Raw genomic sequence first — 15,162 nt, 5'->3', positions numbered from 1 at the left:
CAAATAGGCCAGGAAGGTCCGCATCAGCTTCTCCAGATCGATCTGGTCGGTCTTGGCGCGCCGTGCGCGACGGTTCACCTCGATGCTGGAGGGATCGATCTCGTGATTGATCACGCCTTGCTGCGCCAGCCAGCGATGCAGCCAGTGGCCGTCGAGACCTGCCTCGTAGCACGACAATATGCGTATCGGCCGTCCATCCGCGGCAGCCTTCTTGCTCACGTCTGCAAGCCGCGCTGCCAAGGCCACCAGATCACCGCCACCAATCGTGTACCGGCTCAGCTTCTGTGAGCCCGGCAGCAACACGCCGAGCTTCCATTTCGCTTTGCTCAGTTCAAAAGCCAGGTAAACCGTGGCATGCTCCGCCGTGGCGGGTGCGTCAATGCGATCGAGCTTGATCATCTTGGTCCTCCGAGGCTGGGTGGTTTGCAATCCAATCCTAACCTCTCTTGACCACCCGCCGCCCATAGGATCTGAGGAGGCGCGGCCAGCGCCGTCTCGAAGGACGAGGCCGGCGCTCGCTGCGCACGATCGCGCCGGCTTCGCGCGCGATCGCGGCGGTCCGGTCGCGCGAATTGTCGTCGTAGACGTAGATCCCCGCCGCGGGCAGCGCCTTGCGGAAATCGCCAACGACGGTCGCAACCGCGGCCTCCTCGTTGTAGCAGGGCACCAGCACCGCGATACGAAGTTGCGTTGTGGTCATCAGGGCAGCACTCCGAGGCTGTCGGCTCGCGCCTGAGCGGCGTGGCCTGCCGTGCGCATCGAGCGGGTTACTAAAGCGCGATGAGATTAGGACGAATCGTCATCGCGCGTTGGGTTTTTGTTTGAGCATGACCTTCTCGGAAAACCGCTGCACACTTTTCCGGATCATGCTCTAGCACAAGCCGCCCTCAGCGCCATGTCGCAATCAAGGGCCTGCCATCGAGCACTTCGGCGATCCGCAGCCGCGTGCCGGGCGTGGTGCCCTCGGGCAACGCGGCCTTGTCGAAGAAGCCACATTCGGCGATCTCGCGGTTGGGCCCGGGGATGCGGTCCTGCCTGAACTGCCGGACCACGTAGACCGCGACGTGATCGCGGCGGGAGACGTGGCTGTTGAGGAAGACGCCGTGCAGGATCGCCTCGCCGGTCAGATCGATGTCGCCCTCCTCCTTGAGCTCGCGCCGCAACGCCTCTTCCATGGTCTCGCCGAAATCGACGCCGCCGCCAGGCAAATACCAGCCGCTGACGTAGCTGTGCCTGACCAGGAACACGCGATTGTCGGCATCCAGCACCACGGCGCGGACGCCGAGCGTCATGCCGCGGACAAGCAGGAAATAGGCGTGGAAGATCCGCCGCAGCAGCGGCTCGGCTTTTCTTCGGGCTCGGTTCAGACGTCCCCCCATCAGGCTTCCTTGACGCCGCGGTTCAGGCCTGCTTGCGCGGCGCGCGCGACCTTGCCATTACAGCGGAGCAATAGCGAGGCATTCGCGCGTCATGACTCCCTTCAAGCTGGCCCCCTTCACGCTCGCCCACCTGTCCGATCCGCATCTGGCACCCTTGCCGAAGCCGCGGCTGATCGAGCTCGCGGGCAAGCGCGCGCTCGGCTATGTCAACTGGACGCGCAACCGCCACAAGTACCAGCGCCGCGAGGTTCTCGACGCGCTCGTCGCCGACATGAAGGCGCAGGCGCCGGACCACATCGCCGTGACGGGCGATCTCGTCAACCTGGCGCTGGAGGCGGAGTTCGCGCCGGCGCTGGCCTGGCTCGAAAGCGTCGGCCCGCCCGACCGCGTGACCGCGATCCCCGGCAATCACGACGCCTATGTCAGCGCAACGCGTCATCGCTTCGGCGAGACGTTCCTGCACTACATCGCCGCGGACACGCCCGGCGCTGCAGCCTTCCCCGCGGTGCGCCGGCGCGGGCCGCTGGCTCTGATCAGCCTGTCCACGGCGGTGCCGACCCTGCCGCTGATGGCGACCGGCACGCTCGGGCGCGATCAGCTCGCTGCGCTTGCGGAGGTGCTCGAGCGGCTCGCGGCGGAAGACGTCTTCCGCGTGCTGCTGGTGCATCATCCGCTGAAATCCAGCGCGCGCCAGAAGCGGATGACGGACGCGCCGGAACTCTTGGGACTGTTGAAGCGCCACGGCGTCGAGCTGGTCCTGCACGGGCACGATCACATTCATTCGACGATGTGGTTCGAGGGCCCCAACGGCAACATTCCCGCGCTCGGCGTGCCCTCGGCCTCCGCGCTCGCGCACGGACGCTATCCGGCGGCGGCGTACAATCTGTTCACCATCGAGAAGGACAATGCCGGCTGGCGCTGCGAGCAGACGGTGCGAAGCCTCGGGGCTGGATTTCAGATCGGGCAGATCAAGCATGTGCGGCTGATTTAGTCCGGCTGTCATTCCGGGGCATGCGAAGCATGAACCCGGAATCCATCGCGCCGCAGTGCGTGCTGATGAATGGATTCCGGGTTCGCGCTGCGCGCGCCCCGGAATGACGACTGAGAATGCCTCACCAGTTTCGCAACACCGCAAGCACTGCGAGCCCGAACAACGCGGCAGCGCCGAGCACGAAGCCGAACACGAACGGCCACAGGCGCGAGCGGCGCGGCAGCGCGGCGGCCGGGGCCTGCGGCTCCGGCGCGACCACCATCGCACGCTCGCGCTCGACCATGCGGCGCGCGACATAGTCGGTGACGGCCTCGACGATCACGGCGGTGTCGTGCGATTCGGCGAGCACGATGCGGCCGAAGCGGGTGTCCTGGACGAAGCGGTACATCCGCTTGTCGCGCCCCATCACGATGTGGGCGACGACGTCGATCCACAGCCGCGGCGTATCGCCCTGGCTGATGCCGCGGTCGAACAGATCGATCTGATCGGGCACCTGCGCGAACAGCGGATCGAGCGCGTCGTTAAGGATCTCGAGCCGCGCCACCTCGGCGTCGCGCAGATCGACGACGACGCCGGTCCGGTCGGCCGCCTCGATCCGCGCGCGCAGCAGCGCATCGCGCAGCCGCACCGGGCGCGGCTGGCCGGGATGGGTCCCGCTGGTCTCGGGCTCTGACATTGTGGGCCTCGTCCTCGACTTATCCCCATTAACCTATCAGCAACCCAACCCTCCGCAAAGGCCTACAATTCCAGAGACTTACGGCGCCCACAACCGTTTCACCTGTACCAAAAGCAGACGATCCCACCCAGGCAGCGCCTGGATGGGACCATCCGTCCTTGGACGTCTTCTTGTTTCAGCTCGGCAGCTGCCGATCAGGCTGCCGGGGCGCGCTGCGGCTCTTCCACGATCGAGAAGCGGACGCCGGCCTTGTGGCGGCTCTGTTCCGACACCTCGCGCCAGCAGTCCTCGGCCTCCTTGCGGGTCTTGAACGGACCTTTGACCTGGGCCGAGCCTTCGACGAGCTTGTGGAAGTTCATCGAACCGAACTCGCCGCCGATCACCCAGAAATTGCTGCCTTTGGTCATTGTCAGTCTCCTCTCGAACTTTCGCGATGCGTTAGCCGAACTGGTTCATCGTATTGTGGACGCCGCCCGCCTTGAGGGCAGCTTCGCCCGCGAAGTACTCCTTGTGGTCGTCGCCGATGTCGGAGCCGGCCATGTTCTGGTGCTTCACGCAGGCGATGCCCTGACGGATCTCGGCGCGCTGGACGTTCTTGACGTAGCCCAGCATGCCCTGCTCGCCGAAATACTCGCGGGCGAGATTGTCGGTCGAGAGCGCGGCCGTGTGATAGGTCGGCAGCGTGATCAGGTGGTGGAAGATGCCGGCGCGCTTGGCCGAATCCGCCTGGAAGGTGCGGATGCGCTCGTCGGCTTCCTGCGCCAGCGGCGTGTCGTCGTATTCCGCCTTCATCAAATCGGCACGGTTGTACTTGCTGACATCCTTGCCCGCTTCCTTCCAGGCGTCGTAGACCTGCCAACGGAAGTTGAGCGTCCAGTTGAACGACGGCGAGTTGTTGTAGGCGAGCTTGGCGTTCGGCACGACCTTGCGGATGCGGTCGACCATGCTGGCGATCTGCTCGATATGCGGCTTCTCGGTCTCGATCCAGAGCAGGTCGGCGCCGTTCTGCAGCGAGGTGATGCAATCGAGCACGCAGCGGTCTGCACCAGTGCCGGGGCGGAACTGGTAGAGGTTCGATGGCAGCCGCTTCGGACGCATCATCTTGCCGTTACGGTTGATGATGACGTCGCCGTTGCGGGCGTTCTCCGCGGTGATTTCCTCGCAATCGAGGAAGCTGTTGTACTGGTCGCCGATGTCGCCGGGCTTGTGGCTGACGGCAATCTGCTGCGTCAGGCCGGCGCCAAGCGAGTCGGTGCGGGTCACGACGATGCCGTCTTCGACGCCGAGCTCGAGGAAGGCGTGGCGGCAGGCGCGGATCTTCGCCAGGAAGACGTCGTGCGGCACGGTGACCTTGCCGTCCTGGTGGCCGCACTGCTTCTCGTCGGAGACCTGGTTCTCGATCTGTAGCGCGCAGGCGCCCGCCTCGATCATCTTCTTGGCGAGCAGATAGGTCGCCTCCGCGTTGCCGAAGCCGGCATCGATGTCGGCGATGACGGGGACGACGTGGGTCTGGAAGTTGTCGATCTTCTCGATCAGCTCCTTCTCCCGGGTCTTGTCGCCTTCCTTGCGCGCCTTGTCGAGCAGACGGAAGATGTCGTTGAGCTCGCGCGAATCGGCCTGACGCAGGAAGGTGTAGAGCTCCTCGATCAGCGCCGGCACCGCGGTCTTCTCGTGCATGGACTGGTCGGGCAGCGGACCGAATTCGGAGCGCAGCGCCGCGATCATCCAACCTGAGAGATAGAGGTAGGTGCGGTCGGTCTTGCCGCCGAAGTGCTTCTTGACCGAGATCAGCTTCTGCTGGGCGATGAAGCCGTGCCAGCAGCCCAGCGACTGGGTGTACTTGGTGGGATCCTTGTCATAGGCGGCCATGTCGGCGCGCATCACGGCCGCGGTGTAGCGGGCGATGTCGAGGCCGGTCTTGAAACGGTTCTGCAGGCGCATGCGCGCGACGGCCTCGGCCGACACGCCGTTCCAGGTCGGCTGGGTCTCGAGGAGCGCCTGAGCCGCCTTGACCTCGTCCTGATACGACGACGGACCCTGGAGGGTGCTGATACCGCGGGGCTGGTAATTCATGTGCCGATCCTTTCGCTGACAATGGCACTGACGGCCATCGACATTCTTGACATTGCATTGCGAGATGCGTGTCAGGAGCTAAACGCGAAAAGGCAAAGTTCGTATAGGTGGCTTGTTTTTTATTGGTGATGTCATGTAACATATGAACGTGTAATAGATGTTACTTTGTAAAGTTTGTCACAGATAGGTCAATGATTCTGACCTTGATTGAGGCTGGAGATCTGAGACATGCCCGCCGATTCCGGCAAGAAACTCTTCGTCGGCCCGCGCTTCCGGCGGATCCGGCAGCAATTGGGGCTCTCGCAGACCCAGATCGCCGAGGGGCTCGGGATCTCGCCGAGCTATGTCAACCTGATCGAGCGCAACCAGCGTCCGGTGACGGCGCAGATCCTGCTGCGGCTCGCCGAGACCTATGACCTCGACCTGCGCGACCTCGCCACCGCGGACGAGGACCGCTTCTTCGCCGAGCTGAACGAGATCTTCTCCGATCCCCTGTTCCGCCAGATCGACGTGCCCAAGCAGGAGCTGCGCGACCTCGCCGAGCTCTGCCCCGGCGTCACTCATGCGCTGCAGCGGCTCTACGCGGCCTATACCGAGGCGCGCCAGGGCGAGACGCTGGCCGCGGCGCAGATGGCCGACCGCGACGTCGGCACGCGCTTTGAAGCCAATCCGGTCGAACGGGTGCGCGAGCTGATCGAGGCCAACCGCAACTATTTTCCGGAGCTGGAGCAGGCGGCGGAAAATCTGCGCGACGAATTGAACGTGCCCGCCGAGGGACTCTATGCCGCGCTCGCCGCGCGCTTGCGCGAGAAGCACTCGATCCAGACCCGCATCATGCCGGTCGACGTGATGCGCGAGACGCTCCGCCGCTTCGACCGCCACCGCCGGCAGCTGCTGATCTCGGAGCTGGTCGATCCGCCCGGCCGCGCATTCCAGCTCGCCTTCCAGCTGGGCCTCGGGGAATGCGCGCAGGCGCTGGAAAACATCATCGGCCGGGCCGGACCGCTGGACGATGCGCCGCGCCGGCTGTTCCGGATCACCCTCGGCAATTATTTCGCAGCCGCCGTGATGATGCCCTACCCGGCGTTCCTCGCCGCCGCCGAAGCGCTGAACTACGACATCCACGTGCTGGCGCAGCGCTTCAATTCCGGCTTCGAGCAGGTCTGCCATCGCCTCACCACGCTGCAGCGGCCGAACGCGCGCGGCATTCCGTTCTTCCTCCTGCGCGTCGACAATGCCGGCAACGTCTCCAAGCGCTTCTCCTCCGGCACCTTCCCGTTCTCGAAATTCGGCGGCACATGTCCGCTCTGGAACGTGCATTCGACCTTCGACACGCCGGATCGCCTGCTCAAGCAGGTGATCGAGCTGCCCGACGGCACGCGCTATTTCTCGATCGCGCAGATGGTGCGCCGCCCGGTGGCGCCGCATCCGCTGCCACAGCCGCGCTTCGCCATCGGCCTCGGCTGCGAGATCCGCCACGCCGCGCGCCTGACCTACGCCACGGGCATGGATCTGGAGAAGGCCGAGGGCACCCCGATCGGCGTCAACTGCCGTCTCTGCGAGCGCGAGAACTGCGCCCAGCGCGCCGAGCCGCCGATCACGCGCACCCTGATCCTGGACGAGACGACGCGGCGGGTGTCGAGCTTTGCGTTCTCGAATGCAAGGGAGTTGTGAAGGCACACACTCTCTCTTCCGTCATGGCCGGGCTTGACCCGGCCATCCACGCGCTTCCGCGTACGCAGAAAGATGTGGATGCCCGGGTCAAGCCCGGGCATGACGACCGAGTGTGTGGTCGCCGCTCCGGTCATCAATAGCGTGCGCCCTCACGCCAGCGTATGCACGATCACCGGCCCCGCCACAGCGCGGGCGTCGCCGGCAAGCAGCGGGCCGAGATCCTTCTCGATCCAGGCGATGGCGCGCTTGTTCGCCTCCTCGGCCTGCTCGAACTTGTCGAAGATCGAGATCGCGGTGACCGTATCGTCGCCGGCATAGACGACGTAATAAGCGCGGAAACCCTCGACGTCGCTGATGATGGGAACGGCGCCGTCCTTGATGCGGCGCGTCAGCTCTTCCGCGCTCCCGCTTTTCGCCTTGGCCTGACGGATGGCGGCATACATGGCATCCTCCCTTCCGGCTGTCTGGACTTCCGGGCCTGTTGCCCGGAAGCGGATGGTACGCCGAACTGTGCCGCCGATCCACGCTTGGTTAACCCGGCCCTAATCCGTCTCCGCGATCTGCAACCAGCGGTTAAGCACGCCTCAACATCGGTGCCTTAGTCTCGCCGCACTCACGTTTCGCAAACAACGGCGGCCTAATCTGCCGGGCGACGTGACATCAGGGGGTTCATCATGCGCATTGCGTTGCTGCTGACCGCTACCATCGTCGGCGCGCTGTTCGCCAGTCCAACCATCGCCGGCTCGCTCGATGACGACGCGGCGCAGGCGCTGCCGCCGGGCTTCCAGAGCTATCGCGGCTACATGTTCGACCTGTCGGAGAACTCCGACCGCAAGGACGTCGACAAGCTCACCGATAATCTGAAGCAGCAGATCGATGTCGTCGAAGGCGCCGGCCTGTCGCCGCGCGTGCTGCGCTTCTTCCACACCGTTCCGATCGTCGCGAGCGAGCTGGCCTGCCTGGACGAAGGCGCCGCGACCGCCTGCTACGGCCGGGTCACGCCAGACATCCGCCGCACCGTTCCGCGGACGCTGACGGTGTGGGACCCGAACAAGCAGCGCTGGACCAATCCGAACGCCGTCGACCTCGCGGTCGATTCGGGGCTCGGCGTGATCATGCTGCGGCCCGACATGATGCGCTACGAGAAGGAGGCCGTGCTGCTGCACGAGCTCCTGCACGCCTATCACGCGCGGCTGCTGCCGGACGGCTACGCCAACAAGGGCGTGATCGCCTATTACGCCCTCGCCAAGTCCAAGGACCTCTTGCCCAAGGAATCCTATGCGATGAAGAATCCCATGGAATTCTTTGCCGTGACTGCCAGCATCTTCCTGGCCGGCAAGAGCGAATTCCACGATCCGAAGTCGCGCGAGGCGCTCAAGGAGAAGATGCCGGATTATTACAAATACCTGATCGGCGTGTTCGGCTTCGACCCCGAGCCGGCGGCCTCGAACGGTCCGGTCGCCTCGCTGAAGTGAGCGGACGGCACCAAGCCAAGCCAAAGAGCCGCGCGAACAGCGCGGCTTTTTTGTTTCGCAGGCCGGAAGCTGCGGATGACGCACAGCCGGGAATTGCCAAGCCGGGGTCCGATCTGCATAGTCCCGCCCGCATCGATACCGTTTTTCGAAGGGATGAGAGAACATGGCGGACGCCGACCTGGATGTCGTGATCCGGCAACTGGCCAGACAGCTGCATACGGGCCTGATGACCCGTGCCAAGGAGCGGCGGGATCGCTTCAACAGCCTTGCGGCCAAGGCCAAGGGCAAGGAGACCGGCGAGCGCTTCAAGATGATGGCGAAGGCCACCATGGAGCAGGCCAATGCGGCCGCCAAGCGCCTGCAGATGTCCGCCGACAACGTCGCCGACAGCTACGCGCGATCGATGCGCCTGGCCGCCAGCACGCCTGTTACGGTGAAGGCCGAGAAGAAGGCAAAGGAGAAGCCGGAGAAGAAGGCTGCAAAGAAAGCGAAAAAGAAGACGTAGCCGTTGCTCCTCCTCGCTGTCGAGCGACATCCCTCACATGTAGCGCCTCACGCTTTCGAGAAATCGCTCTTTCTCGCCAGGCGCGTAACCTTGGGACGCTCCATAATAGGGTTCATAGAACTGATTGTAGGGTGCAGCCCGGTAGTGGATCGGCGGCCTCGGTGGCGCGTAGGTCTGGCGATGATGACGCCGAGAGTTCCCTCTGGCCGCCGCACCGGCGTAGTAGGGATTGAGGACGCACATCTGACCGTTTGCCGATGCTCTGCATTGGTCCATCGTCGTGTAGCTGCATTGGTAGTAAGGGGTCATTCCGCGAGAAACGACGTACAAGCAAACGGGAAAAGCCGGGTCATATCTTTGGGCCCGAGCCTGCCCCGCTGTCAGGGCGATCGTCACGGTCAAAATCGTCAAAGCCCATTTGCACATTGGAAGCTCCTCCAGGGGCGCACGACATGGCTGCACTCTGGCCCCGGCCAGTCTTGATCCAACTCGATACTAGTTGAATTGGTTCATACGCGCAGGAGACAGCCGCGACGGTCTCGCCTTGCGCATCTCCCACCCGTCTCGCCGCCATGCGGCAAGCCACGTGTCCCAAGACGTGAGAGGATGCCGCTGCGAATGCCGCGCCAGATCCTCATCTTCGCGGCGCGGCAATCAGTGCTCAGCGCTGGCGAGTTCCGCGAGCTTGGCGCGCGCGGCCTCCCGCGCGCGACCGTCCTTGCCGGCGGGCAGCGCCAGCGCGGCCTCGAAATCGGCGCGGGCGTCGTCCGTCTGGCCGCGGGCGAGGAACGCAAGACCGCGATCGAGACGGGCCTGCGCATCGGTGGGATCGAGGCGGACCGCCGTGCTGTAGCTCAGGATGGCGCGGTCGAGATCCCCGGTGGCGGCAAGCGCGAGACCGCGTTGATGATAGGGCGCGGCGAGCTTGGGATCATGCGCGATCGCCTCGTCGTAATCGGCAATGGCAAGCTCGAGGTCGCCGTTCTGCCGGCGCGCCAGCGCCCGGTCGCGATAGAGCGAAGCGCGGTTGGGATTGAGGTGGATGGCCTCGTCGAAATCGGCGATCGCCCGCCTGAAGTCGCCGTGACGCAGCGCGATCCGCCCGCGCCCCTCATAGGCGAAAGCGATCAGCGAGCCGCGCAACGGCGAGAAGCCGATCACGGCCGAGCAGATGTCGGGCTCGTCCTCGTCGCCGCAATTGACGACCATGTGCGTGGACAAGCCGACGAGCACGCAAAGGACGATCAGCAATGGTACGGCAATTCTGGTCATCTTCGGCGGTGGCCGGCAGCGGGCCGGCCACGCATCCCCTTTCGAAGGAATGGTCACGCCGAGGTGTTAACACCGGTCTGGGACGTCCCTGTGTGCGCCAGATCACAAAGGCGGCCGCAAATCCTTGCCGGCTCCGTCAGCCCCAAGGACCACGTGAAGAGCCGCGTGAGGAGGAGCGGCCCCAGGGGCCGCGCGGCGGATAGTTCTCGTTGGCGCCGACCGACGGCGCCGCGCGGGTGCCGAGCTCGGCCGCCAATTGCTGGAGCGCGGCGACGCGGTTCTGCGTCGAGGGGTGGGTGGCGAACAGATTGTCCACCCCGTGGCCCGACAGCGGATTGATGATGAACATGTGCGCGGTCGCGGGGTTGCGCTCGGCCTCGTAGTTCGGGACCTGATGCGCGGCGCCGTCGATCTTCACCAGCGCAGAGGCCAGCCACATCGGCTGTCCCACGATGCGCGCGCCGAGATTGTCGGCGGCATATTCACGGGTCCGGCTGATCGCCATCTGCACCAGCATGGCGCCGAGCGGGGCGAGGATCATCATCAGGATCGAGCCGACGATGCCGAGGCCATTGTTGTTGTCGCGATTGCCGCCGAAGAACATGCCGAACTGCGCCAGCATGGAGATCGCGCCGGCAATGGTCGCGGTGATCGTCATCAACAGCGTGTCGTGATGCTTGATGTGCGCGAGCTCGTGCGCGATCACGCCGGCGAGCTCCTCGCGGCTGAGCTGATTCATCAGACCGGTGGTGACGGCAACCGCGGCGTTTTCCGGATTACGGCCGGTGGCGAACGCATTGGGCTGGATCTCATCCATCACGAACACGCGCGGCATCGGCAGGCCGGCGCGGCCCGCAAGCTCGGCGACGAGGCCGACCAGCTCCGGCGCGGTCGAACGATCGACCTGATGGGCGCCGTACATCGACAGCACCATGCGGTCGGAGTTCCAGTAGGTGAAGAGATTGGTTGCGGCGGCAATGACGAGCGCGATCATGGCGCCCGAGGCGCCGCCGATCAGATAGCCGACGCCCATGAACAGGGCGGTCAGGCCTGCGAGCAGCATTGCGGTACGAAAATAGTTCATGGCCGTCTCTCCTGGCCGGCCGCGGCTGCTGGAAGCGCTGCAGGCCGGCACACGTCAGGTAGGGATGACCCCGGCCGGGGTGCAAGGTTTCCGGGTGCGTCGCGGAGCCGCGGCACTTGACCTGGCCGGGAACGGCCGGGCACGATCGCGGCCATGCAATTCGAAATTCTCGGCGAAATTTCCGAGGTCGAAACCTTCGCCAGCGGCTCGGCTATCCGCGAGATTGCCCGGCTGCGGCGAATCTACGGGCGAGGACGCTGGCGAAAGACGGGTATCGCCCAGGTGCGATTATCCGATGGCTCCACCCATCTCGCTGAGATACATTGGTATGAGGCCGGCGGCATCGGCCGCAAGGAATTCAAGATCAAGAACCTATTCCGAGAATCATGACGAAGTCGCGAAGCAAGCAATTGGTCATATGCGTCGACAATGAGGGCTACGAGGCGTCCCTCGAGAAGCGCAAGATTTATGTGACACTGCGCGATCCCGCGGCCGACAAACTCGGCATGCTGCGGATCGTCGACGAGTCCGGCGAGGATTACCTTTATCCGAAAGCCTTCTTTCGCGAGATTGCCCTTCCGCTCGCGGTGAAACGCGCCGTATTGGCCGCCTAGCGGCTCGCCCGACAACACAGAGATATCGATGCCGATGGCCTGCCTTGGTTCTCGCCTCGCGATTGCAACGATCGCGGTCTCGTTTGCCCTCGTCCTTCCCGCCTTCGCCCAGTTCGCGCCGCCGCCCGCCAAGCCTGCCGCGCCCAAAGCGACAGCCCCGTCGCCGCGCGCGGCGTCGTGCCACAATGGTGCGAGCTTCGATCGCTTCCTCGTCGACGTGAAGCAGCAGGCCGTTGCCGCCGGCGTGTCGCAGCGCACGATCGCGGAGGCCTCGCCCTATCTCGTCTACGACCAGGGCATCGTCAACCGCGACCGCGGCCAGCGCGTGTTCGGCCAGCTCTTCACCGAGTTTGCCGGCCGCATGGCCGCGCCCTATCGCATGCAGAACGGGCAGCAGCACATCAAGCAATACGCCGCAGCGTTTGCACGCGCGGAAAAGGAATACGGCGTGCCGCCCGCCGTGATCGCCGCGTTCTGGGGCCTCGAGAGCGATTTCGGTGCCAACATGGGCAATCTGCCGACGCTGAAGTCGCTGGTGTCGCTGGCCTATGATTGCCGCCGCTCCGAGATGTTCGTGCACGAGACCATCGCCGCGCTGAAAATCATCGACCGCGGCGATCTGCATCCCGACGAGATGATCGGCTCATGGGCCGGCGAGCTCGGGCAGACGCAATTCCTGCCGGTGCACTACGTCAACTACGCCGTCGATTATGACGGCGACGGGCGGCGCGACCTCCTGCACTCCGGCGCCGACGTGATCGGCTCGACCGCAAACTACATCGCGAACGGACTGAAATGGCGGCGCGGCGAGCCGTGGCTCGAGGAGATCAAGGTGCCGCCGAACCTGCCGTGGGAGAAGACCGATCTGACGGTGCGCGAACCGCGCTCGACATGGGCGCAGCTGGGCGTCACCTATCCTGACGGCCGGCCGCTCCCGAACGACAATCTTGCAGCGTCCGTGCTGCTGCCGATGGGACGCTTCGGGCCGGCCTTCATGGCCTATCCGAATTTCGCCGCCTACACCGAGTGGAACAACTCGCTGATCTATTCGACCACGGCGGGCTATCTCGCCACCCGCATCGCGGGCGCGCCGCCGATGCGCAAGCCAACGACGCCGGTGGCGCAGTTGCCTTTCAACGAGCTGAAGGAATTGCAGCAATTGCTGGTGCGTGCCGGCTTCAATGTCGGCAAGGTCGACGGCGTGCTGGGCCAGCAGAGCCGCGCCGCGGTGAAGGCGATGCAGATCAAGTACGGCCTGCCGGCCGATTCCTGGCCGACCGCCGAGCTGCTTGCGCGCATGCGCGGCGGCACGGCACAGGCACAGCCCCAGACGGCGGTGCGGTAGAATTTTCGCATCGCACAAGCCGCTTTCCGCGATTGCATTTTTCCATGAGGCTCCCATGTGAGTGACTCAGGTATTCTCCTGAGATTTCCCATCATTTGAGCGAGCATCACATGTCATTCTACGACGCCGTCGTCCCCGCCTATTTGCAGATGCTGAACAGCGTGACCGGGCTGCTCACCAAAGCTGAGGCGCATTGCGCGGCCAGGAAGATCGATCCCGGCGTCCTGCTCGGCTCGCGCCTGTTTCCGGACATGCTGCCGCTGTCGAAGCAGATCCAGCTCGTCAGCGATTTCGCCGCCAAAGGCTGTGCCCGGCTGACCCACAGCGAGGTGCCGACGACGCCCGATACCGAGACCAGCTTTGCGGAATTGAAGCAGCGGCTCGCCAAGACCATCGACTACGTCAAGTCGTTCAAGCCCGAGCAGTTCGAAGGCGCCGACGTCAGGGACGTCACCTTCCCTGCAGGCCCCGACAAATCCATCACCGTGAAGGGCCAGCAATTCCTGAGCTCGTTCTCGCTGCCGAATTTCTATTTCCACGCCGCGATCGCCCACGGCATTCTGCGTCACAACGGCGTCGAGATCGGCAAGCGCGATTTCCTGGGCACGACCTGACTTGTCAAACCGCACGGCGGCCGGGAGCGGAAATCCGCTGCCGGCGCCGGGATTGCACATGAATTGTGCTACGCGGGCGCTGCCGCGTAGCCCGCCTGCACTTTCCGTATGGCTCATCCCTTGCGCCTGATGTCGCGATGCACAAGTGTTCGAGACCTCTCACCGCCTGGAAGCATTCCCATGAGCCGTTCGACCAAATTGTTTGAGACCTACAAGCTCGGCCCGATCACGCTGGCCAACCGCCTCGTCATGGCGCCGCTGACGCGCAACCGCGCCGTACCCGGCACCTTCGTGCCCGGTCCGCTCGCCGCCGATTATTACGCCCAGCGCGCATCCGCAGGCCTCCTGATCACCGAGGCGAGCCAGGTCTCGCAACAAGGTCAGGGCTACCAGGACACGCCCGGCATCTACTCGAAGGAGCAGGTCGCCGGCTGGCGCAAGGTCACCGACAAGGTGCATGAACGCGGCGGCAAGATCTTCATCCAGCTCTGGCATGTCGGCCGCATCTCGCATGTCGATCTGCGGGCGAATGGCGCAGCTCCGGTGGCACCGAGCGCGATCCGCGCCAAGGGCAAGACCTTCGTCAACGGCGGCTTCGCCGACGTCTCCGAGCCGCGCGCGCTCGAGCTCTCCGAAATCCCTGCAATCATCGACGACTTCAAGCGCGCCACGAAGAACGCGCTGGAAGCCGGCTTCGACGGGGTCGAGATCCACGGCGCCAACGGCTATCTGCTCGAGCAGTTCGCCAAGGACGGCGCCAACAAGCGCCTGGACGCCTATGGCGGCTCGATCGAGAACCGCGCGAAGCTGATGCTGGAGGTCTCCAAGGCCGTTGCCGCCGAGGCCGGCGCCGAGCGTACCGGCATCCGCATCTCCCCGGTGACGCCGGCCAACGACATCTCCGATTCCAACCCGCAGGCCCTGTACGATCACATCGTCGACGGCCTCAGCGCGCTGAAGCTGGTCTATCTCCACGTGGTCGAAGGCGCCACGGGCGGGCCGCGCGACATCGCGCCGTTCGACTATGCCTCGTTGCGCAAGCGCTTCGGCGGTGCCTACGTCGCCAACAACGGCTATGATTTCGATCTCGCCACCAAGATGCTGGACGCGAACGCCGCCGACCTCATCGCCTTCGGCAAGCCCTTCATCTCCAATCCCGACCTGGTCGAGCGGCTGAAGCAGGGGGCGACGCTGAACGACTGGGACAAGAACACCTTCTACGGCGGCGGCGCCAAGGGTTACACTGATTACCCGACGCTCGCGGCCGAGCCGGCGGAGTGAGGTCCCGCTCTCTCCGCCGTCATTGCGAGGAGCTCTTGCGACGAAGCAATCCAGACTGCCTCCAGGGAAAGACTCTGGATTGCTTCGCGGAGCCTGTCATCGGGCCGCGCTTCGCGCGGACCCGTTGGCTCGCAATGACGTAGTGGTGACAGCTGCGCAAAAAGGCCGGGATCGCTCCC

General features: G+C 64.7%; 17 protein-coding genes and 2 pseudogenes. 9 read left to right on the top strand and 10 right to left on the bottom strand.

Features of this window, described 5'->3' with window-relative positions; all coding sequences use genetic code 11:
* The 3 genes and pseudogenes from HZZ13_RS34795 to HZZ13_RS34785 form a co-directional block, all read right to left on the bottom strand.
* A pseudogene (locus HZZ13_RS34795) lies at window positions 1-399 on the bottom strand (IS110 family transposase); the annotation flags it as partial.
* 109 nt (window positions 400-508) lie between these two features.
* Window positions 509-700: pseudogene (locus HZZ13_RS34790) on the bottom strand (glycosyltransferase); the annotation flags it as partial.
* A 187-nt stretch (window positions 701-887) separates the two neighbouring features.
* Window positions 888-1,379, bottom strand: a complete 492-nt coding sequence (locus tag HZZ13_RS34785; RefSeq protein WP_197963944.1) for an NUDIX domain-containing protein — start codon at window positions 1,377-1,379, stop codon at window positions 888-890.
* Between the two features lie 106 nt (window positions 1,380-1,485).
* On the opposite strand from HZZ13_RS34785, the gene HZZ13_RS34780 reads away from it, so the two are divergent.
* Window positions 1,486-2,370, top strand: coding sequence for a metallophosphoesterase family protein (locus HZZ13_RS34780; RefSeq protein ID WP_197963948.1), 885 nt, complete (start codon window positions 1,486-1,488; stop codon window positions 2,368-2,370).
* 121 nt (window positions 2,371-2,491) lie between these two features.
* Here HZZ13_RS34780 and HZZ13_RS34775 read toward each other — a convergent pair whose 3' ends face one another.
* The 3 genes from HZZ13_RS34775 to HZZ13_RS34765 form a co-directional block, all read right to left on the bottom strand.
* On the bottom strand, window positions 2,492-3,046 hold the full coding sequence (locus HZZ13_RS34775; RefSeq protein WP_197963943.1) for a hypothetical protein: 555 nt from the start codon (window positions 3,044-3,046) through the stop codon (window positions 2,492-2,494).
* Between the two features lie 194 nt (window positions 3,047-3,240).
* Window positions 3,241-3,453, bottom strand: a complete 213-nt coding sequence (locus tag HZZ13_RS34770; protein ID WP_197963942.1) for a DUF4170 domain-containing protein — start codon at window positions 3,451-3,453, stop codon at window positions 3,241-3,243.
* A 31-nt stretch (window positions 3,454-3,484) separates the two neighbouring features.
* Complete coding sequence (locus HZZ13_RS34765) at window positions 3,485-5,119, bottom strand: isocitrate lyase (protein ID WP_197963941.1); 1,635 nt, start codon at window positions 5,117-5,119, stop codon at window positions 3,485-3,487.
* Window positions 5,120-5,347: 228 nt separating this feature from the next.
* Between HZZ13_RS34765 and HZZ13_RS34760 the strand changes: the two genes are divergently transcribed.
* Complete coding sequence (locus HZZ13_RS34760; RefSeq protein ID WP_197963940.1) at window positions 5,348-6,793, top strand: helix-turn-helix domain-containing protein; 1,446 nt, start codon at window positions 5,348-5,350, stop codon at window positions 6,791-6,793.
* A gap of 149 nt (window positions 6,794-6,942) precedes the next feature.
* Here HZZ13_RS34760 and HZZ13_RS34755 read toward each other — a convergent pair whose 3' ends face one another.
* Window positions 6,943-7,236, bottom strand: coding sequence for an antibiotic biosynthesis monooxygenase (locus tag HZZ13_RS34755; RefSeq protein WP_018648871.1), 294 nt, complete (start codon window positions 7,234-7,236; stop codon window positions 6,943-6,945).
* A 231-nt stretch (window positions 7,237-7,467) separates the two neighbouring features.
* Here HZZ13_RS34755 and HZZ13_RS34750 point away from each other — a divergent pair, with 231 nt between their 5' ends.
* The gene (locus HZZ13_RS34750) at window positions 7,468-8,268 is read left to right on the top strand and encodes a hypothetical protein (protein WP_197963939.1); all 801 of its coding nucleotides are present in this window, start codon (window positions 7,468-7,470) and stop codon (window positions 8,266-8,268) included.
* A 163-nt stretch (window positions 8,269-8,431) separates the two neighbouring features.
* Window positions 8,432-8,773: a hypothetical protein gene (locus HZZ13_RS34745; protein ID WP_197963938.1), complete on the top strand. Its 342-nt coding sequence runs from the start codon at window positions 8,432-8,434 to the stop codon at window positions 8,771-8,773.
* Between the two features lie 33 nt (window positions 8,774-8,806).
* Here HZZ13_RS34745 and HZZ13_RS37465 read toward each other — a convergent pair whose 3' ends face one another.
* The 3 genes from HZZ13_RS37465 to htpX all read right to left on the bottom strand — a co-directional run bounded on the left by HZZ13_RS37465 (window position 8,807) and on the right by htpX (window position 11,129).
* Window positions 8,807-9,199 carry a DUF3551 domain-containing protein gene (locus HZZ13_RS37465; protein ID WP_197963937.1) on the bottom strand — a complete coding sequence of 131 codons (393 nt, stop codon included), beginning with the start codon at window positions 9,197-9,199 and terminating at the stop codon, window positions 8,807-8,809.
* Window positions 9,200-9,427: 228 nt separating this feature from the next.
* Window positions 9,428-10,045 carry a tetratricopeptide repeat protein gene (locus tag HZZ13_RS34735; protein WP_197963936.1) on the bottom strand — a complete coding sequence of 206 codons (618 nt, stop codon included), beginning with the start codon at window positions 10,043-10,045 and terminating at the stop codon, window positions 9,428-9,430.
* Between the two features lie 136 nt (window positions 10,046-10,181).
* Complete coding sequence (gene htpX / locus HZZ13_RS34730) at window positions 10,182-11,129, bottom strand: zinc metalloprotease HtpX (RefSeq protein WP_197963935.1); 948 nt, start codon at window positions 11,127-11,129, stop codon at window positions 10,182-10,184.
* Window positions 11,130-11,282: 153 nt separating this feature from the next.
* On the opposite strand from htpX, the gene HZZ13_RS34725 reads away from it, so the two are divergent.
* From HZZ13_RS34725 to HZZ13_RS34705, 5 genes are all read left to right on the top strand, one after another.
* Window positions 11,283-11,519: a hypothetical protein gene (locus HZZ13_RS34725; RefSeq protein WP_197963934.1), complete on the top strand. Its 237-nt coding sequence runs from the start codon at window positions 11,283-11,285 to the stop codon at window positions 11,517-11,519.
* On the top strand, window positions 11,516-11,743 hold the full coding sequence (locus tag HZZ13_RS34720) for a hypothetical protein (protein ID WP_197963933.1): 228 nt from the start codon (window positions 11,516-11,518) through the stop codon (window positions 11,741-11,743). The genes HZZ13_RS34725 and HZZ13_RS34720 overlap by 4 nt, the downstream gene beginning before the upstream one ends.
* 28 nt (window positions 11,744-11,771) lie before the next feature.
* On the top strand, window positions 11,772-13,088 hold the full coding sequence (locus tag HZZ13_RS34715; protein WP_376707095.1) for a lytic murein transglycosylase: 1,317 nt from the start codon (window positions 11,772-11,774) through the stop codon (window positions 13,086-13,088).
* 110 nt (window positions 13,089-13,198) lie between these two features.
* Complete coding sequence (locus tag HZZ13_RS34710; protein WP_197963932.1) at window positions 13,199-13,702, top strand: DUF1993 domain-containing protein; 504 nt, start codon at window positions 13,199-13,201, stop codon at window positions 13,700-13,702.
* 180 nt (window positions 13,703-13,882) lie between these two features.
* On the top strand, window positions 13,883-14,983 hold the full coding sequence (locus tag HZZ13_RS34705) for an alkene reductase (protein WP_197963931.1): 1,101 nt from the start codon (window positions 13,883-13,885) through the stop codon (window positions 14,981-14,983).
* The last annotated feature ends 179 nt before the right edge of the window (window positions 14,984-15,162 follow it).

The sequence above is a fragment of the Bradyrhizobium agreste genome (assembly GCF_016031625.1).
GTDB lineage: Bacteria > Pseudomonadota > Alphaproteobacteria > Rhizobiales > Xanthobacteraceae > Bradyrhizobium > Bradyrhizobium agreste.
This window is presented reverse-complemented; position numbering and strand designations above follow the sequence as displayed.